This window comes from Dactylosporangium aurantiacum (assembly GCF_000716715.1).
GTDB classification, from domain to species: domain Bacteria; phylum Actinomycetota; class Actinomycetes; order Mycobacteriales; family Micromonosporaceae; genus Dactylosporangium; species Dactylosporangium aurantiacum.
The window spans coordinates 1-21,889 of record NZ_JNYJ01000002.1 but is presented as its reverse complement, the minus strand read 5'-3'; the positions used below and the strand labels follow the sequence as shown (position 1 = coordinate 21,889).

20 protein-coding genes are annotated in these 21,889 nt (G+C 74.5%); 10 read left to right on the top strand and 10 right to left on the bottom strand.

What is annotated here, in order from left to right; all coding sequences use genetic code 11:
- Positions 1-48: 48 nt before the first annotated feature.
- Both OP18_RS02505 and OP18_RS02500 read right to left on the bottom strand, forming a co-directional pair.
- The gene (locus tag OP18_RS02505; protein WP_033357065.1) at positions 49-1,374 is read right to left on the bottom strand and encodes a condensation domain-containing protein; all 1,326 of its coding nucleotides are present in this window, start codon (positions 1,372-1,374) and stop codon (positions 49-51) included.
- A gap of 104 nt (positions 1,375-1,478) precedes the next feature.
- Complete coding sequence (locus tag OP18_RS02500; protein ID WP_081970227.1) at positions 1,479-2,006, bottom strand: hypothetical protein; 528 nt, start codon at positions 2,004-2,006, stop codon at positions 1,479-1,481.
- Positions 2,007-2,399: 393 nt separating this feature from the next.
- On the opposite strand from OP18_RS02500, the gene kduI reads away from it, so the two are divergent.
- From kduI to OP18_RS02465, 7 genes are all read left to right on the top strand, one after another.
- Positions 2,400-3,221, top strand: a complete 822-nt coding sequence (gene kduI / locus OP18_RS02495) for a 5-dehydro-4-deoxy-D-glucuronate isomerase (RefSeq protein ID WP_033357063.1) — start codon at positions 2,400-2,402, stop codon at positions 3,219-3,221.
- 2 nt (positions 3,222-3,223) lie between these two features.
- Entirely contained in the window at positions 3,224-3,973 is a 750-nt protein-coding gene (locus OP18_RS02490; protein WP_033357208.1) for an SDR family oxidoreductase, read from the top strand.
- 36 nt (positions 3,974-4,009) lie between these two features.
- The gene (locus tag OP18_RS02485) at positions 4,010-4,786 is read left to right on the top strand and encodes an IclR family transcriptional regulator (protein ID WP_052386111.1); all 777 of its coding nucleotides are present in this window, start codon (positions 4,010-4,012) and stop codon (positions 4,784-4,786) included.
- Between the two features lie 561 nt (positions 4,787-5,347).
- Complete coding sequence (yidD, locus tag OP18_RS56740; protein WP_245635230.1) at positions 5,348-5,764, top strand: membrane protein insertion efficiency factor YidD; 417 nt, start codon at positions 5,348-5,350, stop codon at positions 5,762-5,764.
- Positions 5,765-5,866: 102 nt separating this feature from the next.
- Positions 5,867-7,309 (top strand): family 43 glycosylhydrolase, encoded by a 1,443-nt coding sequence (locus tag OP18_RS02475; RefSeq protein WP_033357061.1) that lies wholly within the window; start codon positions 5,867-5,869, stop codon positions 7,307-7,309.
- Positions 7,310-7,417: 108 nt separating this feature from the next.
- A complete protein-coding gene (locus tag OP18_RS02470; RefSeq protein WP_063745414.1) occupies positions 7,418-7,798 on the top strand; it encodes a potassium channel family protein in 381 nt (126 codons plus the stop codon).
- Between the two features lie 108 nt (positions 7,799-7,906).
- Entirely contained in the window at positions 7,907-9,118 is a 1,212-nt protein-coding gene (locus OP18_RS02465) for an RNA ligase RtcB family protein (RefSeq protein WP_033357060.1), read from the top strand.
- Here OP18_RS02465 and OP18_RS02460 read toward each other — a convergent pair.
- Complete coding sequence (locus OP18_RS02460) at positions 9,108-9,467, bottom strand: hypothetical protein (protein ID WP_156089248.1); 360 nt, start codon at positions 9,465-9,467, stop codon at positions 9,108-9,110. The two genes, OP18_RS02465 and OP18_RS02460, sit on opposite strands and share 11 nt — an antisense overlap.
- A gap of 65 nt (positions 9,468-9,532) precedes the next feature.
- On the bottom strand, positions 9,533-10,327 hold the full coding sequence (locus tag OP18_RS02455) for a sterol desaturase family protein (RefSeq protein ID WP_052386110.1): 795 nt from the start codon (positions 10,325-10,327) through the stop codon (positions 9,533-9,535).
- Positions 10,328-10,423: 96 nt separating this feature from the next.
- On the opposite strand from OP18_RS02455, the gene OP18_RS02450 reads away from it, so the two are divergent.
- A complete protein-coding gene (locus tag OP18_RS02450) occupies positions 10,424-11,701 on the top strand; it encodes an MFS transporter (RefSeq protein ID WP_245635229.1) in 1,278 nt (425 codons plus the stop codon).
- An 81-nt stretch (positions 11,702-11,782) separates the two neighbouring features.
- Here the strand turns inward: OP18_RS02450 and OP18_RS02445 are convergent, their stop codons facing one another.
- Together OP18_RS02445 and OP18_RS02440 are read right to left on the bottom strand one after the other, a co-directional pair.
- The gene (locus OP18_RS02445; protein WP_156089247.1) at positions 11,783-12,916 is read right to left on the bottom strand and encodes a hypothetical protein; all 1,134 of its coding nucleotides are present in this window, start codon (positions 12,914-12,916) and stop codon (positions 11,783-11,785) included.
- 48 nt (positions 12,917-12,964) lie between these two features.
- Complete coding sequence (locus OP18_RS02440) at positions 12,965-14,551, bottom strand: DUF4139 domain-containing protein (protein ID WP_052386177.1); 1,587 nt, start codon at positions 14,549-14,551, stop codon at positions 12,965-12,967.
- 192 nt (positions 14,552-14,743) lie between these two features.
- Between OP18_RS02440 and OP18_RS02435 the strand changes: the two genes are divergently transcribed.
- Positions 14,744-16,690: a TerD family protein gene (locus tag OP18_RS02435; RefSeq protein ID WP_081970225.1), complete on the top strand. Its 1,947-nt coding sequence runs from the start codon at positions 14,744-14,746 to the stop codon at positions 16,688-16,690.
- 219 nt (positions 16,691-16,909) lie between these two features.
- On the opposite strand, the gene OP18_RS02430 is transcribed toward OP18_RS02435, so the two are convergent.
- The 3 genes from OP18_RS02430 to OP18_RS02420 all read right to left on the bottom strand — a co-directional run bounded on the left by OP18_RS02430 (position 16,910) and on the right by OP18_RS02420 (position 20,332).
- On the bottom strand, positions 16,910-17,761 hold the full coding sequence (locus OP18_RS02430) for an SDR family NAD(P)-dependent oxidoreductase (protein ID WP_033357055.1): 852 nt from the start codon (positions 17,759-17,761) through the stop codon (positions 16,910-16,912).
- Positions 17,762-17,930: 169 nt separating this feature from the next.
- Positions 17,931-18,845 carry an alpha/beta fold hydrolase gene (locus OP18_RS02425; RefSeq protein WP_033357054.1) on the bottom strand — a complete coding sequence of 305 codons (915 nt, stop codon included), beginning with the start codon at positions 18,843-18,845 and terminating at the stop codon, positions 17,931-17,933.
- The gene (locus OP18_RS02420; RefSeq protein ID WP_033357053.1) at positions 18,842-20,332 is read right to left on the bottom strand and encodes a flavin-containing monooxygenase; all 1,491 of its coding nucleotides are present in this window, start codon (positions 20,330-20,332) and stop codon (positions 18,842-18,844) included. Before OP18_RS02420 ends, OP18_RS02425 begins: the two co-directional genes overlap by 4 nt.
- A gap of 65 nt (positions 20,333-20,397) precedes the next feature.
- On the opposite strand from OP18_RS02420, the gene OP18_RS02415 reads away from it, so the two are divergent.
- Entirely contained in the window at positions 20,398-21,636 is a 1,239-nt protein-coding gene (locus OP18_RS02415) for a PucR family transcriptional regulator (protein WP_033357052.1), read from the top strand.
- 21 nt (positions 21,637-21,657) lie between these two features.
- Here the strand turns inward: OP18_RS02415 and OP18_RS02410 are convergent.
- The coding region (locus tag OP18_RS02410; RefSeq protein WP_033357051.1) for a ricin-type beta-trefoil lectin domain protein at positions 21,658-21,889 on the bottom strand (232 nt) is incomplete at its 5' end.

Here is a 21,889-nt window from a genome sequence, read left to right as displayed (position 1 = left end):
CTTCGGCGGGACGTTGCTCCGGGCCGTCACTGCCCCGCCGGGCCCTGATTACGCCACCGGCTGCCCCGCGGCCGCGGTCACCACGAACGCCTCCATCTCGTGCAGCAGCGCCCGCAGGTCCGGCAGCGGCAGGTGCCGGGTGTCGACGTCCACGCTGAGGCGCACCACGTCCGGCACGTCCTCGACGACGACCATGAGCTTCGGCCCGAGGGACGGCAGCGGCTCCTCGGACAGCACCGCCGTGTGCTCCGGCACGGGGGCCGCGGCGCCGGCGGGGCGCCCGGTGCGGCGGTCGTTGTAGATCAGGGTGAGGTCGAGGTGCTCGCCGCGCTCCCGGCTGATCCGTTCGGTGAGCGCCGCGCGGGCCGCCGGGTCGTAGTAGGCGTGCTTCGACGCGCTCATCGACGCGGTGCGGGCCCGGGAGATCGCCTCCTCGGCGCTCACCCCGGCGACGTCCAGCACGCACAGCCCGTCCTGGGTGATGGGGCTGACCACGTCGCGCAGCGCCGGGCGGAACCGGTTGCTGATGATGTTGATGGCGACGAACGGGCCGCGCCCCGGCCGCAGCCGCTCCAGCCCGGCCGCGAACGCGGCGAGCAGCACCCACGCGGGGTCCGCGCCGAGCCGGTCGGACACCACGCCGGAGGCCACGTGCATCGCGCGGGACTGCCACCGCAGCCGGCAGTACACCGGCGTGCCCGCCGGGGTCGCCCGGCCGGTGGGAGGGTCGAACAGCGACGCCGGGATGGTGCGCAGGTGCGACTCCCAGTAGCGCATCGCCGCGGCGGTCTGCCGGGTCATCACCGGCTCCTGCTGCAGGCGGACCAGGTCGAGCGGCTGCGGCGCCTCGTACGGCCCGGCGGGCGCGCCGGTGACCGGGTCCCGCTCGGCCAGCTCGCGCATCATCACCGCGACCCCGCCGAGGTCGGCGGCGATGTGGCACATCAGCGCCACGACGTGGGTGACGGCGCCGCGGTGGCGGACCACGCCCATGCGCAGCGGCCACTCCGTGGCGTAGTCGAACTTGCGCTGCCGCCACTCGGTGGCGAGGGCCTCGGCGCGCGCGGCCGGGTCCTCGTCGTCGGCGGCGTCGAGGACCACCAGCGCGGTCTCGCCGGAGCCGAACACCTCCTGGGTCACCGTGCCGTCGCCGCCGAAGCGCAGCAGGGTCCGCATCGCCGCGTACCGGCACATGAAGAACCGCAGCTCGGCGGCGTAGTCCTGCACGGTGCGCCCGTCGGTGGCGGGCATCGCGCCGCCCATGCTCATCGACGAGTCGATCTCGACCATCGCGGCCCACACCTGCTGCTGTCCCCATGCCAGGGGCCCGGCACCGGCGCCGGGCCCCTCGAACGGGACGATGATCCGCTCCACCAATTCGGTCCACTCCCAGCGTGCTCGGCATTCGCTGGCGTGGATGCTCGCACAGACCCCCGGCGGTGGAAACCGCCGTTCGGTGACTGTTGCCCGGCCGTCGGTTACAGCGTCTCGCGCTCGGCCTGCGCGATGAGCTCGAGGGAGTCCTCGCGGCCGAGCCGCTGCTCGCACAGGTAGCCGAACACCGACCACGTGGTGTCGATCACGACCTGCGGCGGGAACGCCGCCAGCGGGTCGGTCTCCGGGTCTTCCGGCCCGAGCTGCGCCTGGATGAGCGCGACGGCCGCGTCCTGGTCGACCTCGACGTCGCGGGCCATCACCGCGACCGCCTCGGCGATCGCCTCGACCGGGGTGTCCTCGTCGAACAGGCTGCGCACGGCGAGCCGGATCGCGGCCGCCAGGACCAGCGGGTCCTTGTCGTCGCGCGGCTCCTCGGCCACCTGCTCGGCCGCGTCCTGGTCCCCCACGAGCAGCGCCGCCACCACCGCGCCGACCCGCGAGCGCGGCTCCCAGCCGCCGTCCTGCGCGCCGGTGCCCGTCCCCGTGCCGGTGTCCGTCCCCGTGCCGGTGTCCGTGCCGGCATCGATGCCGGTGTCGGTGCCGCTGTCCGTCCCCATGTCGGTCCCCATGTGATGACTGTAGCCAGCCGGTGCTCACGCGGCGGTCACCCCGGACGCGGCCGGGACTGACCGCGTTCCGTCATACGGGAGGATGTTCTACAGGACAGTACCGGTTGAGGGGCAACGGGGCGTGCTGGAGTCGGACCGCCGGCACGTAGGCCAGCAGCTGCGCCACGCCGGAGGTGCGCCCGGCTCAGGTCGCCGACCGTGGCGCGGCGCTCGTCCAGCAGGGGCTCGACCGCCTGGACGAAGGCCGCGGTGGCGGCGTCGTCGTTGATCTTCGTGCCTTTGTCGCCGGCCTGCTTGCTCCGGATTCCTCGCGCGGGCGGTATGTTGTTCCGATAGGCGGAACATTATCCTGTCATACGGAATGCACGACACCCGAAGTATGGAGGACGTCGAATGGAGATCCGCCACGCGACGGCCCCGGACGAGGTGCGCGGCATGGACACCGCGGCCCTGCGCGGGCGCTTCCTCGCCGAGGACCTGCTGGCCGAGGCGTCGGTGCGGCTGGTGTACTCGCACCACGACCGCCTGGTCATCGGCGGGGTGCGGCCCGGCGACGCGACGGTGCCGCTGCCGGACCCGCCCGGGCTGCGCTCGGAGTTCTTCCTGCAGCGCCGCGAGCTCGGCGTGGTCAACGTGGGCGCGGCGCCCGGCCGGGTCGTCGTGGACGGCACCGCCTACGAGGTCGCGCCGAAGGAGTGCCTGTACGTCGGAGCCGGCGCCCGCGAGGTCACCTTCGCCGGCCCGGCCGCGGCGTTCTACCTCGTCTCCACCGCCGCGCACACCGCGCACCCGACGCGGCTGAGCCGGCTCGCCGACGCGGAGCCGGTGCACCTGGGCGGCGCCGAGGGCGCCAACGAGCGCACCATCGTCAAGCACGTCCACGCGGCCGGCATCCGCAGCTGCGAGCTGGTGCTGGGCGTCACCGTGCTCGCCCCGGGCAGCATGTGGAACACGATGCCGTGCCACACCCACGACCGGCGGACCGAGGTCTACTTCTACTTCGACCTGGAGCCCGGCCACCGGGTCGTGCACCTCATGGGCCGCCCCGACGAGACCCGTCACCTCGTCGTCGCCGGCGACCAGGCGGTCATCTCCCCGCCGTGGTCGGTGCACTGCGGCTTCGGCACCCGCAGCTACGCGTTCGTGTGGGCGATGGGCGGGGAGAACCAGGCGTACGACGACGTCGAGGTGGTCGCCCTCGAGGACATGCGGTGACCATGCCTGCGCAGTTCGACCTGACCGGGCAGACGGCGCTGGTCACCGGGGCGGGCAGGGGCATCGGCCGGGCCGTCGCGGTCGCGCTCGCCGCGGCCGGCGCCGACGTGGTGCTGCACGCCCGCCGCGCCGCCGACCTCGACGACGTCGCGCGGGAGGTGACCGCGGCCGGGCGCACCGCGGCCCGCTGGATCCTCGACCTGTCCGACCCGGCGCGGGTCGCCGACGCCGCGGCCGGCATCGGGCCGATCGACATCCTGGTCAACAACGCCGGGCTGATCCGCCGCGGGCCGAGCGCCGAGCAGTCCCTCACCGAGTGGCGGAAGGTGCTGGACACCAACCTCGACGCGGTGTTCGTGCTGACCCGCACCCTCGGCTCGGGCATGCTGCGCCGCGGCCACGGCCGGGTCGTCATGATCGCCTCGCTGCTGTCCTTCCAGGGCGGGTTCAACGTCGCCGCGTACACCGCCAGCAAGCACGCCGTCGCGGGGCTCACCAAGGCCCTCGCCAACGAGTGGACCGAGCGGGGCGTGCTGGTCAACGCGATCGCCCCCGGGTACATCGCGACCGCCAACACCCGACCCCTGCGCGAGGACGCGGAGCGCGAGCTGGCGATCCGCCGCCGCATCCCCGCGGGCCGGTGGGGGCGGCCCGAGGACGTCGCCGGGGCCGCGGTGTTCCTCGCCTCGCCCGCGGCCGGGTACGTGGCCGGGCACGTGCTCGCCGTCGACGGTGGCTGGCTCGCCCGTTGAGGCTGCCGCGGCGGGCCTGGCGGTAGGGTGTCAGGCGTGGCGGTCGGAGCGGCGAACGGTTCCATCGACAAGGCGCTCATGGTGCTCGAGTCGCTCGCCCAGCACAGCCGCGTCACCGACATCGCGGCGGCGACCGGCCTGCCCAAGTCCACGGTGCACCGCATCCTGCAGTCGCTGCTCGCGTGGGAGTTCGCCCGCGCCGACGGCGGCGGCGGCTACCTGCCTGGCCCCCGGATCCTCGCCCTCGCCGGCAAGGTCATGACCCGGTTCGACCCGGCGCAGCACGCCCGCGCCGCGCTGCGCGACCTGCGCGACCGGACCGGCTTCACCGTCCACTTCGCCATCCGCAGCGGCGACGAGGTGGTCTACGTCGAGAAGCTGGAGGGCCGCCAGCCCTACGACATGAAGTCCCGCGTCGGCAACAGCGTGCCGCTGCACACCACCGGCATCGGCAAGGCCGTCATGGCCAACCTGCCGGCGCAGGAGACGGACCGGATCATCGCCCGGGCCGGCCTGGTCGCGGTCACCGCCCGGTCCATCACCGACCCGCGGGTCCTGCACGACCAGCTCGCCGAGGTGGCCCGCCGCGGCTACGCCGTCGACGACGGCGAGAACGACCCCGGCATCCGCTGCGTCGCCGCCCCCGTCTTCGACCACACCGGCGCCGTCATGGGCGGCGTCTCGATCGCCGCGCTCACGTTCGACCTGGAGCTCGCCGACGAGGTCCTGGCCGGCCAGGTGATGACGACGGCCGCGGCGGTGTCGGCCGCCCTGGGCGCCCCCGCCCAGCGCCCCGCCGCCCAGCTGTCCTGACCGGCCACCCGCGTCCCGCCCGGCCACCGCGACCGTCCCGCGTCCACCGCGGCGGCGCCCACCGGCGCCTCGGAAGCGCCGCGCGGATCAGTGCGAGCGTCGGGCGTGGGCCCGGCGCGGCGGACCGTCCGGGCACCGCGCCGCCGCCTTGGTGTCCCCGCGGGGCGTCGTGCGGGCGGGCCCCGCCGGCGGGCCGACCCCACAGCGTGCCGCCCGGCCGGGACCGCCCGGCGGCGCCGCATCGCAGCGGGCGCCGCAGGCGGCCACCACCAGGCACACCACCAACGCCGCCGCGCTCACCAGCAGCAGCGCCCGCGGGGCCTCCCGACCGTGCGGCACGTGGGGCTCCATTTCCACCTCGTCGTAGGGACTGCGGCAGCACACCAGGCCGGTGACCCGGGTCGCCAGGGTCCGGCGTCCCGGATGGCCCGGGACGGTGACCCGGACCGGCGGGGACCGCCCGTGAACCGCCCCGTCACCAGCCGGCGTTCGGCGGCGAAACCGACAGACAGTCGACAGGAACCTTGATCACGTCCACGGCGCGCCGCGAGAATGCCGGCCGTGGAGGAGACTCAGGACCAGCAGCAACAGCGGTCGCGGTGGTGGGACGGGTGCGACGTCGGCGGGTGCGACGTGCCGGGCTGCGACGGCTGCGACGGCTGTGACATCGGCGGATGCGACTGCAACTTCATGCTGGGCACGATGCTGCTCGGCACGATGGCGCTCAGCGCGCCCGGCAGGCCGCCCCGCAGCCGGGCCAGCGGCCCCGGCCGGGCCGGGATGGCGGCGATCCGCGGGTACCAGCGCTGGCTGTCGCCACACCTGCCGACCCGGTGCCGGCAGATCCCGACGTGCAGCAACTACGGCCTCGAGGCGGTGCGCCGCTACGGCCTCGTCACCGGCTCGCGGCTGACCGCGGCGCGGATCCGGCGGTGCAACGCGTCGACGCCGAGGGGCACCCGCGACCTGGTCCCGTAGCGCGCGGTCGTGTTCGCGCTCACATGAAGGCCGTCGGCAGACGTTGACAAGCGGGAATGTGAGCGCAAACATGACGTACCCCCGCCGCCACGAGGAGCCCTCATGCGCAGACGCCTGACCGCCGCGCTCACCACCCTGGCCGCCCTGGCCGCCGCCGCCGTCGCACTCGTGCTGACGCCGGCCGCGGCCGCCGCGTCGCCCGCCGTGCAGTACACGAACCCCCTGGTCAACCAGCGCGCCGACAGCCAGATCGTGCGGCACACCGACGGTTACTACTACTTCACCGCGACCGTCCCCGAGTACGACCGCATCGTGCTGCGCCGCGCCACGACGCTGCAGGGCCTGGCCACGGCGGCGGAGACCGTCATCTGGCGCAAGCACGCCAGCGGGGTCATGGGCGCGCACATCTGGGCGCCGGAGATCCACTACATCGACGGCAAGTGGTACGTGTACTTCGCCGCCGGCGCCACCGACAACGTGTGGGCGATCCGCATGTACGTCCTGGAGGGCACCGGCGCGAACCCGCTGACCGCGACCTGGACCGAGAAGGGCCGCATCACCACCGCCTGGGACACGTTCGCGCTGGACGCCTCCACGTTCGTCGCCGGTGGCGTGCGGTACCTCGTCTGGGCCCAGTCGGAGCCCGGCATCGCCACCAACTCCAACGTGTACATCGCCGGCATGGCGAACCCGTGGACCATCACCGGCACCCCGGTGCGGATCGCGACACCGACCCTGGACTGGGAGAGGCGCGGCTACGCCGTCAACGAGGGACCCACGGTCATCCAGCGCAACGGGCGGATCTTCCTCACGTACTCCGCGAGCGCCACCGACGCGAACTACTGCCTCGGCCTGCTCACCGCTTCGGCGTCGGCGAACCTGCTCAGCGCCGCGTCGTGGGTGAAGAGCCCCAACCCGGTGTTCGTCAGCAACGCCGCGACCGGCCAGTACGGCCCGGGCCACAACTCGTTCACCGTGTCCGAGGACGGGCAGAGCGACATCCTCGTCTACCACGACCGCAGCTACCGCGACATCAGCGGCGACCCGCTCAACGACCCGAACCGGCGCACCCGCGTGCAGAAGCTGTACTGGAACGCCGACGGCACCCCCAACTTCGGCATTCCGGTGCCGGACGGGATCACGCCGGTGCGGCTGCAGTCGTACAGCGTCCCGGGCGGCTTCGTGCGGCACTACAACTACCGCGGCCGCGTCGAGGCCAACGTCAGCCCGCTCGCCGACGCGCAGTTCCGCATCGTCACCGGGCTCGGCGGCGGCGGCACCGTGTCGCTGGAGTCGACCAACTTCCCCGGGTACTACCTGCGGCACCGCAACTTCGAGGTGTGGGTCGAGCGCAACGACGGCTCGGCCGGGTTCAAGGCCGACGCCAGCTTCTTCCGCCGGGCCGGCCTGGCCAGCGGCACCGCGGTGTCGTTCGAGTCGCAGAACTACCCCGGCCGGTACGTGCGCACCAGCGGCGGCCTGCTGTACGTGCAGGCGGTCAGCGACGCCGCCGGCCGCGCCGACGCCACGTTCACTCTCGACTGACCGTCCGACGCGCCGTCGCGGGGCGGCCGGCCGGTGGCTTCCCGGCCGGCCGCCCGGGTGCCATACTCTGCGCGCACCAGCACCTGCGCCCGGACGGGAGCCACGGCGATGAAGGCCCTCATCAGCGGATTCATCTGGATCGCCAACTCGGTGAAGGCGACCGTGGCGGTGTACGTCGGACTGATCATCGTCGGCGGGACGCTGTACAGCGCGTTCGAGGACAAGAGCTTCGGCGACTCGTTCTGGTGGGCGGTCGTCACCGCCTCGACCGTCGGCTACGGCGACACGTACCCGACGACGACCGCCGGCCGGATCGTCGCCGGGCTGCTCATCTCCATCATGGTGCTGGTGGTGATCCCGCTCATCACCGCCCACTTCGCCAGCAAGCTCATCGTGGACAACGACGCGTTCCGGCACGAGGAGCAGGAGGAGATCAAGGAGCACCTGCGGGCGATCCGGGAGCTGCTGGAGCGGCGCGAGCAGGGCTGACCCACGCGCCGCAAAACCGGTTGCCGCACCGGCCGCGATCGGTGATCGTGGACGGCATGACGCTCTGACGGACGACCCAGCCGCCCTGACTCTTTTCCGATCCGCGAAATGAAGCGAGCGTCCGTGCCCCACCACCAGACCGTCCACTCCACCGTGCCGGCCACCGTCACCGTGTTCGCCGGCCCCACCAGCTGGATCGAGTCCGACGCCGTCGCGCAGTGCCACCAGGTGGCCGCGCTCGACGGCATGCGCCACGTCGCCGGCATGCCCGACCTGCACCCCGGCAAGGGCGCCCCGATCGGCGCGGCGATGCTCTCGACCGTGCTGTACCCGCTGCTCGTCGGCTCCGACATCGGCTGCGGCATCGCCGTGTTCCCGATCAGCCTCAAGCGGCCCGTGCCGGAGCGGCTCGCCGCCCGGTTCCCCGACCTCGACGTGCCCCTCGTCCCCGGCGACGGCGACCCGGCCTGGGCGGCGCTCAGCGGCGACGGACCCGACGACGGGAACAGCGACGTCCCGGGCGGCCACACCGAGGGTCTCGGCACCGTCGGGCGCGGCAACCACTTCGTCGAGCTGGCCCGGGTCGGCACCGTGCTGGACGCGGCCCACGCCGCCCGGATCGGGCTCGCCGCCGGCGACCTCGTGCTCGTCGTGCACAGCGGCTCGCGCGGCTTCGGCGAGCGGATCCTGCGGGCGCACACGGAGCTCCACGGCGCCGGTCCCGCGCCCGACCCGGCCGCGTACCTGGCCGCGCACGACGACGCGGTGCGCTGGGGGTCGCTCAACCGGCGGCTCCTCGCCGCCCGGGTCGCGCACGCGCTCGGGGCGCAGCCGACCGAGCCGGTCGTCGACCAGTGCCACAACCTCGTCGAGGTCCGCGACGGCGGTTACCTGCACCGCAAGGGCGCCGCGCCGGGCGACGGCCGGGACGTGCTGGTCGCCGGCACCCGCGGCACCCCGTCGTACCTGGTCGCCGCGCACGCCGGGGCGGAGGCCAACCACTCGGTGGCGCACGGCGCGGGCCGCAAGATGTCCCGCGCCGACGCGCTGCGCCGCGGCAAGGCCAAGCACACGGTGGAGGAGCTGCGCCGCACCCCGGTCGGGTCGCTGGTCGTGTGCGGCGACCGGCAGCTGCTGTTCGAGGAGGCGCCGACCGCGTACAAGCGCATCGAACAGGTCATCGGTGACCTTGTGGAGCACCGCCTGGCCACGCCTGTGGCCACCACGGTGCCGCTGGTCACCTACAAGACGGCCGACGCCGGGCAGCCGCGGGAACGCGCGGGCCGCCCGGATCGCCGGCGCGGGCGGCTCAGCAGGTGATGCCCTGCTTGGCGAGCTCGGCGACCAGCGCCGACGCGGTGAGGTTGGTGAAGTTGACGTCCTTGCCGGCGGCGGTCTCGATCACGTAGTCGTCGTCGCCGGAGTCCTGCTCGATCTCCACGTCGCAGTTGCCGGCCTTCGCCTCGGCCTCGTAGTCGTCGAGCTTCTTCTCGTTCTTCTTCTTTTTCTTGTTGTAGACCTGGTCGTAGTCGGCCTCGGCGGACACGTTGGTGTAGCCGGCCTTCTGCAGCTGCTTCTCCAGGTCGTCCGCCTGGGAGGAGCAACCGGCGAGCCCAGCGCCGAGCAGCAGCATGGTCGTGGCGGCAATGATGGTTCGGGTGGCTCGCATGGTCGTGGCGCTTCTTTCGGGTCAGGGGGATGGTCCCGTTCCGGGGGTGGAGCCACCATTCTGGATCATCCAGCCGGCGACGCTGTCGGGATTTCGATGGCGGTTGTGTCGGCAAAGGGCAGGGCGCCGGTGCGGCGCGCGTCGTAGTGCGGGTCGAGCGTGCCGAACAGCCGGTCCCACACGGTCGTGTAGAAGCCGAGGTTGTACCGCGGCGCCGCGTGGTGCCCGGCGTGCATCGCGGGCGTGGCCACCCACTTGAACACGGCGCCGGCGCGCACCCGCCGCGGCAGCGGCTCCACCCCCAGGTGGCCGAGGATGCCGAAGAGCAGGTTGACCGCGGTGTACGCGCCCAGCGCCCAGACCGAGAACGGGTGCACCGCGAGGACGGCGAGCCACGCCCCGCCGAAGCCGAGGACCTCGACCGGGTGCAGCGCGAACAGCGTGACCGGCCGGGCGTCGGCGAACACGTGGTGCAGCCGGTGCGCGTACGGGAACAGCCACCGCACGTGCGCGGCGGCGTGCCCCACGTACAGCAGCACGTCCATGACCACGATCAGCACCGCGAGGTCGGTCAGCGCCCACCAGTCCAGCGGCAGCGTCAGCGTGATGGCCCCGGCCCGCCACAGCCACCAGCCGGCCACGGTGACCGCCGCGTTGAGCACCGTCGCGCCCGCGACCAGACCCAGCTCCAGCCGGCTGACCGGGCCCGGCGGCGCGGTCACCCGGTGCGCGCCGGGCAGCCGCAGCACCCAGTGCCCGAGCAGCGCGGTCACCCCGACCAGCGCCGCGTTCTCGGCCAGGGCGAGCAGCGCGAACCAGCCGGGAGCCAGGTCGCGCAGCCAGGTGACGGTCGCGTGCACACCCCGCACTGTGCCACCCTCCCGCAACGGCGCGGGTCGCAGCGACGACCGTACGGACCGGTACGTCTCTAAGCTGTGGCGGTGACGAGCCGGCGCGTGCGACGCACGTATCTCGCCCTGGTACTGCTGCACACCCTCGCCGTCACGTGCATCTGGGCCATCAACTCGCTGCTGCTGTTCGAGGCGGGGCTCAGCAACACCGAGGCGCTGCTGGCCAACGCCTGCTTCACGCTCGGCTACGCGGTGTTCGAGATCCCGACCGGCTCCGTCGCCGACACGTGGGGCCGGCGGGTGTCGTACCTGCTGGGCAGCGGCACCCTGACGGTCACGACGCTGCTGTACTGGCTGGCGTGGCGCCTGCACGCCGACGTGTGGGCGTGGGCGGCGGTGTCGCTGGCGCTCGCGGCCGGGTTCACGTTCTTCTCCGGCGCGACCGAGGCGTGGCTGGTCGACGCCCTGCACCACCTGCGCGACGACGCCCCGCTGGAGCGGGTCTTCGCCCGGGGGCAGGTGGTGGCCGGGGTCGGCTCGCTCGCCGGGTCGCTCGGCGGCGCCTACGTGGCGCAGGCGACCGACGTCGGCGTGCCGTTCCTGATCCGGGCCGGGCTGCTGCTGGCCCTCACCGCGGTGGCCTGGCGGGTGATGCACGACGTGGGGTTCACGCCCCGCCGGACCGGCGGCCCGGTGCGTGAGGTCCGCCGGGTCCTCGCCGCGTCGGTGCGGCACGGCTGGGGCCGGCCCGCGGTGCGCTGGATGATGCTCGGCGCGGCCGTCGCCGCCGGGGTGGGCTACTACGTCGCGTTCACGATGAAGCCGTACCTGCTGCAGCTGGCGGGCGACCGGCGCGCCTACGGGCTGCTCGGGGTCGCGGCCGCGCTCAACGCGGCGGCGCAGACGGCCGGCGGGGCCCTCGCCATGACGTTCCGGTCGCTGTTTCGCCGCCGCATGTCCGTGGTCATCGCCGGGGTGGTGCTCAACGGCACCCTGCTGGCCGGGCTGGGCATGGCCGGGCTGGGGCTGGCCGGGTTCCGGCCGGCCGGTTCGGTGCCGGTGGCGATGGCGCTGCTGGCCGCGTCGAGCCTGGTGTCCGCGGCGGTCCTGCCGTCGCGGCAGGCGTACCTGAACAGCCTGGTGCCGTCGGGGCAGCGCGCGACGGTGCTGTCGTTCGACTCGCTGGTCTCCTCCGCCGGCGCCGTGGTGACGCAGCCGGGCCTGGGCCGGGCCGCGGACCTGTGCGGCTACCCGGCCTCGTACGTCGCCGGCGGGGCGTTGCAGGTGCTGGCGCTGCCGGTGCTGCTGCTGGCCCGCCGCCACGAACGCGTCGCGGCCGCCGCCCCGGCGGAGCCGGTGACCGCCTGGGCGCCCCGGTCGTGAACGCCGCGCGGCCCGTCCCGGCGGAGCCGGTGACCGCCTGGGCGCCCCGGTCGTGAACGCCGCGCGGCCCGTCCCGGCCGGCTACCGCGCCGCGGCCGCCCGCCCGGACCCCGGGGCCACGACGCGGTGCACGTACTCCTCGAACCGGTGCACCGAGTCGCCGACCCACACCATGCCGTGCTCGCGGATGATGAACCAGTCGGTCCGCTTCTGGCGCAGCTCCCGGAAGAACAGCCGGCCGGCGGAGAAGTGCCCGCCCTCGATCCTCGCGTCGGTGACGAGATTGCGGAAGCGGGGGCCGCGGGTCAGCTCCCGGTGGTGGAAGTGCACGATGAGCCGCGGCCGGCGGCCGTGCATGCTCAGCAGGCTGCTGAGCATGAGGAACTCCGGCGCGTCGGACGTCGGCAGCCGCTCGCCGGTGTAGGTGAGGCTGCGGGTGCCCTCGTCGAACGAGGTGATGAGGTCGAAGTCGCCGGAGGTCATCCGCGACTTGTCGGTGAGGGTCTGCGAGGCGAACCAGTACCCGTCGTGGGTGAACATGACCGAGCCGTCGGTGTACGGCTTGCGCTGCCACAGGTGGTGCTCGCGGTGGACCCGGGCCAGCTCGGCGACCTCGTCGGCGTGCGTGTGGCGCAGCCGCTGCAGCACGGCCCGGTCGCCCGGGTCGACGCTCTCCGTCGGCTGGTACTTGACCCGGATCGTCTCGCCGATCGCGTTGACGTAGACGTCCTGCCACGTGTTGGTGCGGATGCCCCGGGAGAGGTCCAGGGCGTCGGGGAAGATCGCGTTGATGTCGAGCAGGTCGCACAGCCGCGGCACCACGCTGCTCGCGGCGGCGTAGTCCGGCCGGTCCTCGTTGGTCTCCGTCAGCGGGTACGCCGAGATGATGTTCGTGCGGGCACCGGCGGCGGCGAGCGCCGCGAGGTACGCCTGCTCCCGCGGCGGCATCGTGAGCGGGTTCGTCGGGCCGTACACCACGTAGGTGACGCCGCCGGGGCGGACCTCGGGCAGGTCACCGTAGGCGAGCGGCTCGACCGTCACCCCGTAGTCGGCGTGCAGCGCCCGCGCGGCCGGCAGGATGATCTCCCCCAGCGCCCACGCGCCGTGCGGCGAAGCCGGGTTGACGACGTAGAAGTAGCGCAGGTCCGCGACGTCACGCTTGTACCGGTAGTCGTAGACCTGCACGTGTGCCGTGGAAGCCGTCGAGGTGACCACCCCGGGGACTGTACCGCCGCGTCCCGCGCCCCGCTGGCCTGCGGACGGTCACTCCCGCCAGCCGGACATTTGGACGCCTTTGGCGGTGTCGACGCGGTACCCGAGCCGGATCGTCTGCGTCTGGCCCTCCGCGATGACGAGCCGCCAGGTGAGCACGCCCAGGTCGGTGCGTTCGGCCGGCGGCGGCTCCAGCAGCGCCTCCTTCACCGTGATCGTGTCGTGCCGGCTGACCGGCAGCTGGTCCAGCACCGTGATGCGCACCGGGCGGCCGGTGTAGTTGCCGACCGTGGTGCGGTACTCGACCTCGCGGCGGCGGCTGGAGCCCAGCGTGGCGCGGGTGGCGGTGCGGCGGGTCAGCTCCCGCTCGACGCGGACCCGGTCGTCCAGGCCCAGCGCCAGCTCCAGCTCCTCACCGGGCGCCCACGCCGACAGGGCCGTCTTGCTGACGAAGTCCGCCTCGTGGAACACCGCGGCCGAGCCGGGCGGCAGCGTGTGCTGCGACGTGTTGGTCACCACCGCCCGCAGGTGCACGTCGGTGGAGCGGGCCGGCGCCGCCACGTGGTCCAGCTGGGCGGCCAGGTCCAGCACGAGCACCGTCGCCCGGGACGTCGTGCCGTCGGCGGGCACGGCCACGACCCGGGCCGGCCGGTACGTCGCCGCGACCGGGCCCTCCTGGACCGTCGCCTGCGCCACCTCGATCGGGGAGAACCCGTCGAACTCCTCGTCGTGCAGCATCCGTCCCCGCGCCACCGGCTGCGGCATCGCGGCCGCGGGTGCCGGGGCGCCGGGCGCGCCGCCGTACGCGGCGAACGCCTGCATCGGCGGCGGTGGCGGCATCAGCAGGTCCAGGTACCAGGGGTCCAGCTCCGGGATCGCGACCACCCCCGACGGGCGGGCCGTGGACAGCGCCAGCTCGCACTCCGGCCAGTCCTCGCCGGTGCGCTGCTCGACCAGGCCGAACCAGGTCAGGCGCAGCGTCTCGCCGGTGAGCCGCACGTCGTACGTGGAGCGCCAGCCGGCGTCCGGCACCTGGTACGACACGTCCAGCTCGACCTGCCCGGGCGCCGACACGGCGAGCGCGACGACCGCGTAGCGCGCGTCGGGCTCCCGCAGCTCGCCCACGTCGGCCAGCTGCCGGTCCAGCGCCGAGATCCGGTCCGTGACCTGGGTGCGGCGGTGCTGCAGCTGCCGGATGCCGGCCAGGACCGAGGTCAGCTCGCCGCCGATGGTGGTGGTGAACGCGGCGACGGTGTCCGGCGCCGCCTCACCGGTCGCGAGGGCCCGCGCGTACGTGCCGCCGGCCCGCTCAGCGAGCGCCGTCAGGAACGCCTGCCGCTGCCGCAGCACCGTCTCCGTGTCGCCGATCTCGGCCAGCTCGTCGGTGAGCGCCCGCCGCTCCTGCTGGACCGTGGTCACCGTGCCGTCCGACGGGACCGCGTGGCGGCGCAGCACCACGTCGACACCGAGGACCGTCGCCGGCCCGCGCCCGCTGACCCGGATCGAGTCGGGGTCCATGCTCAGCGGCAGCGGCCCCACCTCGACCGTCTGCTCACCGGCCGCGAGGGTGTCACGGCCGCGGCGGGTGACCCGCGCCTGGGTGGGGTAGACGGTGACGGCGACGATCGAGTTCTCCACGACCGGCACCGTAACGCATGCCGTCACCCCCGCCACGGCCGTTCGGGTGAGGCCGGCCGACCGTTGCGGCCACTGTCGTGTGCCGATCGGCGGGTTGCCGCGGCCGCCCGCGTTTCGCGGCCGGGTCGCGCGGCCGCTGCCCGGACAATCGCACGGTTCCGCCCGCCCCGTCGCCCCCGGAGGCAGCCCGCCGTGACGTCCGCCGCCCTGACCCCTCTGCCCGCCAGCGCCTCGACGCGGTACCCGCTGCGGTACGCGGTCGTGGACGTGGAGACCACGGGGCTGCACGCGCCCAGCGACCGGGTGCTGCAGATCGCCGTCGCGCAGCTGGAGCCCGACGGCACGCCCGGGCGGACCTGGTCGACGCTCGTCGACCCCGGCTGCGACCCGGGGCCGGTGCACGTCCACGGGATCACCCGCGCGCGGCTGTCCGGCGCGCCCCGCTTCGACGAGGTCGTCGCGCACCTGGCCGAGCTGCTGGACGGGCGGGTCCTCGTCGCGCACAACGCCGGGTTCGACTGGAAGTTCCTCGCCGCGGAGGCGCACCGCGCCGCGCACCCGCTGCCGGTCAGCACCCGGCTGTGCACCGTCGCGCTCAGCCGCCGGCTGGACCTGCCGACGCCGAGCCTGTCCCTCGCGGCGCTCGCCGCGCACTGGGGTGTCACGCAGGCCCGCCCGCACGACGCCGAGGACGACACCCGGGTCCTCACCGAGATCCTGCGCCACAGCCTCGCCTTCGCCGACACCCTCGCCGTCGAGCTGCCGCTGAGCGCCTGCGACGCCGCCGACACCGACCGGGTGTACCCGGCGCGGCTGCCCCGGCCGGTGTGCCCGTGGGCGTGGCCGGGCCGGTGGACCCCGGGCCGGCGCCTCGTCCAGGGCACGAAGGTCGCCATCACCGGCAGCACCGCCACGGCCCGCGCCGCGCTCGCGGCCCGCGCGACCGCGGCGGGGCTGGACGTGATGAACACCGTCAGCGCCAGGACCGGCATGCTGGTCACCAACGACCCGGCGGCCGGCACCTCGAAGCTGCGCGCCGCCGCCATGTACGCCGTCCCCGTCGTCGACGAGGCCACCTTCACCGCGCTGCTCGAACACGTCGAGCCCGGCACCCCCAGGCCGGATTCGAAGCCCGCCGCCGGGCCGGTCGCCGGGCCGGTGGTGCCGGTGCCACGCGCGGCCGCCCGGGCCGCGGCGGTGCCGGCCGGGCCGCTGACCGGGCGGTGCCTGCTGGTCCTCGGCGGCACCCACGCCGAGGCCGCCGAGGTGCGCGACCGGATCGCTGGCCTGGGCGGGATCGCGGCGGTCAACCTCACCGCCCGGGTCACCGACGTCGTCGCGCTCCCCGGTGCCGGCGACGACCGCCGCTGGGCCACCGTGGCCGCCCTCGGCCTGCCGGTGCGCACCCCCGAGGCGCTCGAAGTGCCCGCCCCCACGGCCGCCGCCCCGACCGCGACCCCGACCGCGGACCCGACCCCGGCACCGACCCCGGAAACGGCTCCGGAAACGGCTCCCGACGCGGCTCCCGACGGCGCGCCCGTGTCGGCGGCGGGTGTCGCCGCGCCGGTGCCGGCGCCGGTGACTGCGCCGGTGCCGGTGACTGCGCCGGTGCCGGTGACGGTCCTGTCCCGGGGCGCGGTCACCGACCTGCCCGCCGGCGTCGACGACTGGACGGTCTCGGTCACCTGGCCGACCGGCACCGGCGCCGAGGTGGACGTCGTCGCGTTCCTCACCGACGCCGACGACCTCGTCCGCGCCGACGCCGACTTCGTCTTCTACAACCAGCCCGCCGCCGCCGACGGCTGCGTCGAGCTGACCCTCGACGTGCCGCACGAGGCGCTCGTCGACGTCCGGCTCGACCGGATCCCCGGCGACGTCAGCCGCGTCGTCATCGCCGCCGCCCTCGCCGGCGCCGGCACGTTCGGCGACCTCGGCCCGGTGGAGTTCGTCGCGCGCACCGGGGACGGCAGCCCCCGGCTCCGGGCCACCCTGGACGCGGCGACCACCGAACGCACCCTGCTGCTCGCCCACGTCTACCGGCGCGGCGGCCGCTGGCGGCTGCGCGCCGTCGGCCAGGGCTACGACCACGGCCTCGCCGAGCTCGCCACCCTGCACGGCGTCACCGTCGACGACGACTGACCCGGCAGCCGGCCGGGCGCAGACCCAGAGGCCGGCGGTGAACGCGGTGTCGGTCGGCAGCCCGCGCGGCGGGCTGTGCGCGGTGATGACGGCCGCGGCGAGCGGATGCTGCGTGCCCAGATCGCCCTCGCCTCGGCGACCGGGAGGAGCTGACGGGGCCGCTGCGCGACCTGTTCACCGCTGCTGCGGCCCGGACCCTCAGGACGCCGCGGCCCGCGCTCACGTGGCGCCGGACAGGCGGCGCTCCAGGCGGGCGGCGAACCTCGGGTACCAGCGCGGCGCCAGCCGCACGAGCACGTCCACGGCCCGGGCGTCACCGCCGACGAGGATGCGGGGCCGGCCCGCCTCGACCCCGCCGACGATGATGCGCGCGGCCCGCTCGGCGGGCATCTTCAGCAGCTTCTCGTTGTAGAGCCGGGTGCGCGCCTCGTCGCGGGCGGTCACCTCGGCGCCGTCGCGGCGGGCGCGTTCCAGCGCGGCGGTCGCGATGTTCGTGCGTACCCCGCCCGGGTGCACGACGCTGACCTTGACCGGGTGCCCGGCGGCGAGCAGCTCGCCGCGCAGCGCCTCGGTGAAGCCGCGCACGCCGAACTTCGCCGCGCAGTAGTCGCTGAGCGCCGGCTGGCCCATGATCCCGTTGAGGCTCGACACGTTGACGACGTGGCCGTCGCCGGACGCGACGAGGTGCGGCAGGAACGCCTTCGTGCCGTGGATGACGCCGAACAGGTTGACGGCCAGGGTCCGCTCGTACGCCGCCCAGTCGGTGTCCAGCACGCCGCGCCCGGCACCGGCGACGCCGGCGTTGTTGTACACCTGGTGCACGACGCCGAAGTGCCCGGCGACGGCGGCCGCGTACGCCTCGACGGCGGGCCGGTCGCTGACGTCGAGCCGGTCCGCGCGCACCTCGGCGCCCAGGGCCTTCACCTGCTCGGCGGTCGCGGCGAGCCCGGCCTCGTCGATGTCGCTGACGGCGAGCCGGGCGCCGCGGCGGGCCAGCTCGGCGGCGAGCTGCCGGCCGATGCCGGAGCCGGCGCCGGTGACCACGGCGACCTTGCCGCGCACGCCGCTCATGCCGTCACCTCCGCTACGCTCCGGCGCCGGCCTGAGCCACAAACTGCCACATGACGAGCGCCCGAGACGCTCCGCTGGCCGCTCACGCCAACACCTCCGCTACGCTCCGGCGCCGGCCTGAGCCACAAGCTGCCACATGATGAGCGGCCCGAGACGCTCCGCTGGCCGCTCATTCGCGGACCCCCGTCACGCTGGTGATGTGGCCGGCGGTCAGCTCGACGAGCCGGTCGACGACGCCCGGCGCGAGGTGGTGGCGCATGCCGGCGATCTCGACGTGCCGGGCGCCGGGGATCGCGGCGGCGGTGGCCCGCCCGCCGCTGGGGTGGACCATGCGGTCGGCGTCGCCGTGGATGACGAGGGTCGGCGCGGTGATCGCGCGCAGTCGCGCGGTGCGGTCCCCGGACGCCTGGATGGCGCCGATCTGGCGGGCGACGTTGGCGCCGTTGGGCCGGCCCTCGGCGCGCGCCCACAGCTGCTCGACCCAGGCGCGCTCCTGCGCCTCGTCCGGCGGGAAGTGCGCCGAGCCGATGTGCCGCAGCAGCGCCAGGTGCCGCACCACGCCCTCCTCGACGGTGGCCGCGGGCCGTTTCGCCATGCGCAGCAGCGTGGAGCGGGCCGGCTGGCCGACGCGCCGGTCGCCGGTGGTGGAGAAGATCGAGGTGAGGGTGGCGACCCGGTCGGGGTGCGCGGCGGCGAGCGTCTGCGCGATCATGCCGCCCATCGACATGCCGGCCAGGTGCACCCGGCCGACGCCGAGGTGCTCCAGCAGGCCGTGCGCGTCCGCGGCCATGTCGCCGAGGTCGTACGCGCCCGGCACCGGCCTCGCCAGGAGCTGCTGCAGCATGGTGGGCGGCTTCGCGGCGACGCGGGTGGAGCGGCCGGCGTCGCGGTTGTCGAGGCGGATGACCCGCAGGCCGCGGCCGGTGAACCCGTCGATCATGCGCTGCGGCCACGACGTGAGGTCCAGGCCGAGCCCGGCGATGAGCAGCAGCGGCGGGCCGTCGGCGGGACCGTCGACGCGGTAGCAGATGGTGACGCCGCCGGGCAGCGCCACGAACCGGTCGCCGGGCGGGGTTTCCGTCATGCGGTCACCGCCGCGGCGGCGCGCTCGAAACGCAGCTCCGGGTCGTCGACCCGGCCGGTGCGCAGCAGCCGGACGTCGGAGTGGTAGTCCATCGACGTGAGCCAGGGCATCCGGTCTCCTTGCCTGGGCAGCTGGTCGACGACGCGCTGGATGTACCCGGCGGCGAAGTCGAGGAACGGGCGGGTCGGCATCGCGGGGTCGCGCGGCTCTGGGCGGCAGATGTCGGCGCCGGTCGCGTCCATGTGCGCGAGGAGCCGGCAGAAGTGCTCGCAGAGCAGCCCGATCTTCAGCGTCCACGACGAGTTGGTGTAGCCGATCGCGAAGGCGAGGTTCGGCACCCCGGACAGCATCATGCCCTTGTACGCGACGGTGTCCGGCAGGTGCACCGGCCTGCCGTCGACGGTGAGGGTGAGCCCGGCCATGGCCTGGACGTTGAGGCCGGTGGCGGTGACGATGACGTCCGCCGCCAGTTCCCGGCCGGAGGCGAGCAGCACGCCGCGTTCGGTGAAGGTCTCGATCCGGTCGGTGACGACGGAGGCGGTGCCGTTGCGGATGGCCCGGAACAGGTCGCCGTCCGGCACCGCGCACAGCCGCTGGTCCCACGGTCCATAGGGCGGGTTGAAGTGCTCGTCGACGGGGTACCCGGCCGGCAGCTGCTTCGTGTTCACCCAGCGGATGAGCCGGCGCGCCGCGTTCGGGAACCGCCGGCAGAACCGCCAGATCGCCCGCTGCTGGGCGATGTTCTTGCGCCGGGTCGCCCGGTACCCGCGCTCCTCGCCGAGCCACCGCCGCAGCACGCCCGCCACCGGGTCCTTCTTCGCCACCGGCAGCACGTACGTCGGGGTGCGCTGCAGCATCGTCACGTGCGCGGCGGTGCCGGCGAGGGCCGGCACGAGGGTGACCGCGGTGGCGCCGCTGCCGATGACCAGGACCCGCCGGCCGGTGCAGTCGAGGTCCTCGGGCCACTGCTGCGGGTGCACGACCGGGCCGGCGAAACGGTCCCGGCCCGCGAAGTGCGGGGTGTGGCCCTCGTCGTAGCGGTAGTAGCCGCCGGCGCAGAAGAGCCAGCCGGCGCTCAGCCGCAGCCGCTCGCCGGTGTCGGCGCGCTCGACCTCGACGCTCCAGCGGGCTTCGGCGCTGGACCACGACGCGGACACGACCCGGTGGTGGTAACGGATGTGGGCGTCGAGGCCGTTCTCGGTCGCGGTCTCCCGCAGGTACACGAGGATCCGCGGCGCGGTGGCGATCGACTCCTCGTCGCGCCACGGCTTGAACTCGTAGCCGAACGTGTGCAGGTCCGAGTCCGAGCGGATCCCGGGGTAGCGGAACAGGTCCCAGGTGCCGCCGGACGCGGCGCGGGCCTCCAGGATCGCGAACGACGTGCCCGGCAGCTGCGTGCGCAGGTAGCGGCCGGCCCCGATGCCGGAGATGCCGGCACCGACGATCAGGACGTCGAGGTGCTCGACGGCGCTCGGCGCTGTGCTCATGTGCTCGACGATGCGCCACCGTGGCCGCCTTGCGCTAGCGCAACATGCACCGAAATACTCGCCACATGGTGCATGATGCTGCGACGGTACGGTGGCCGCGGCTGTCACCCGAGGTCGCCGAGCTGTTCCGGCGGGGCGCCGAGGCCGCCCTCGACCCGCGCGCGGAGTGGATCGAGGAGCTGCACGCGGCGGCCCTCGGCGGGGACCGGATGCGGCCGGTGGCGGCGGACCCGGTGCTCGCGGAGGCGACGAAGCGCGCCAACCTCGCCAACCTGCTGCACTGGGCGGCGCAGAACGTGCGCCACCCGGGCCGGCGGGTGCCGGCCAACACCGGCCCGGAGGCCCTGGACGCGGCCCGCGACATGGTCCGCCGCGGCCTGGACGAGCGCGGCCTGGACGCGTACCGCACGGCACAGAGCGTCGCGTGGCGGCGCTGGATGGAGATCTGCTTCGAGCTGACCTCGGACCCGGTGCTGCTGCGGGAGCTGCTGGACGCCTCCGCGCTGTCGATCTCCACGTTCATCGACGACACGGTCGCGGCGGTGTCGCGGCGGATGGAGGCGGAGCGCGCCGAGCTGACCCGCGGCGCGTCGGCCGAGCGCCGGGCGGCGGTCACGCTGCTGCTGGAGGGCGCGCCGATCGGCCGGGCGAGGGCCGAGGCGCAGCTCGGGTACGGCCTGGCCGGCCCGCACACCGCGGCGATCGTGTGGAGCGTGGCCGGCGGCGCGTTCGAGCGGCTGGAGGCGGCCGCGGAGACGGTCATGCGGGCGGCCGGGGCGACGCACCGGCTGACGGTCGTGGCGGGCGCCGCCGCGCTGTGGGTGTGGTTCCCGACCGGGACCGCGCCGCGCGAAGGGCACCTCACCCAGCTGCTCGCCGCGCACCCGGACGTGCGGGTCGCGGTCGGCCGCCCCGGCACCGACGTCGACGGCTTCCGCCGCAGCCACCTCGACGCGGCCGCGGCGCAGCGGATGCTGACCAGGCTCACGTCGCCGCAGCAGGTCGCCCGGTACGAGGACGTGCAGCTGGTCGCGCTGCTCACCGCCGAGCCGACCCAGGCGGAGGAGTTCCTCGCCGACACGCTCGGCGGCCTGCTGCACGCCGACGCCGCGACGCAGGAGACCGTCCTGACCTACGTGCGCGAGCAGTGCAGCACGACGCGGACGGCGCAGCGGCTGTACACCCACCGCAACACCGTGCTGCGCCGCCTGGCCCGCGCCGACGAGCTGCTGCCCCGGCCGCTGCCGGAGAACGTGGTCAGTGTCGGCGCGGCCCTGGAGGTGCTGCGGTGGCGGCGGACCTGACCCCCGCCACCGCAGGCCCGTCTACCTACGCCACTTCTGGTTGCTGGCGCCGTTGCAGGTCCAGATGTGCAGCTTCGAGCCGTTGGCGGTGGCCACGTTCTGCACGTCGACGCACTTGTTCGCCTGGATGTTCACCAGGTCGCCCGCCGGGCTGAGGGTGAACTTCTGGGCGCCGGTGCCGTTGCAGGTCCACAGCTGCACGACCGCGCCGTCGGCGGTGGAGCCGCCGGACACGTCCATGCACTTGCCGAGC

Coding starts and splice junctions, on each gene's coding strand:
- OP18_RS02500 (WP_081970227.1), bottom strand. CDS start 2,006: ATGGGGACCGACATGGGGACGGACAGCGGCACCGACACCGGCATCGAT.
- kduI (WP_033357063.1), top strand. CDS start 2,400: ATGGAGATCCGCCACGCGACGGCCCCGGACGAGGTGCGCGGCATGGAC.
- OP18_RS02490 (WP_033357208.1), top strand. CDS start 3,224: ATGCCTGCGCAGTTCGACCTGACCGGGCAGACGGCGCTGGTCACCGGG.
- OP18_RS02475 (WP_033357061.1), top strand. CDS start 5,867: ATGCGCAGACGCCTGACCGCCGCGCTCACCACCCTGGCCGCCCTGGCC.
- OP18_RS02470 (WP_063745414.1), top strand. CDS start 7,418: ATGAAGGCCCTCATCAGCGGATTCATCTGGATCGCCAACTCGGTGAAG.
- OP18_RS02465 (WP_033357060.1), top strand. CDS start 7,907: ATGAAGCGAGCGTCCGTGCCCCACCACCAGACCGTCCACTCCACCGTG.
- OP18_RS02460 (WP_156089248.1), bottom strand. CDS start 9,467: ATGCGAGCCACCCGAACCATCATTGCCGCCACGACCATGCTGCTGCTC.
- OP18_RS02430 (WP_033357055.1), bottom strand. CDS start 17,761: ATGAGCGGCGTGCGCGGCAAGGTCGCCGTGGTCACCGGCGCCGGCTCC.
- OP18_RS02425 (WP_033357054.1), bottom strand. CDS start 18,845: ATGACGGAAACCCCGCCCGGCGACCGGTTCGTGGCGCTGCCCGGCGGC.
- OP18_RS02420 (WP_033357053.1), bottom strand. CDS start 20,332: ATGAGCACAGCGCCGAGCGCCGTCGAGCACCTCGACGTCCTGATCGTC.
- OP18_RS02415 (WP_033357052.1), top strand. CDS start 20,398: ATGGTGCATGATGCTGCGACGGTACGGTGGCCGCGGCTGTCACCCGAG.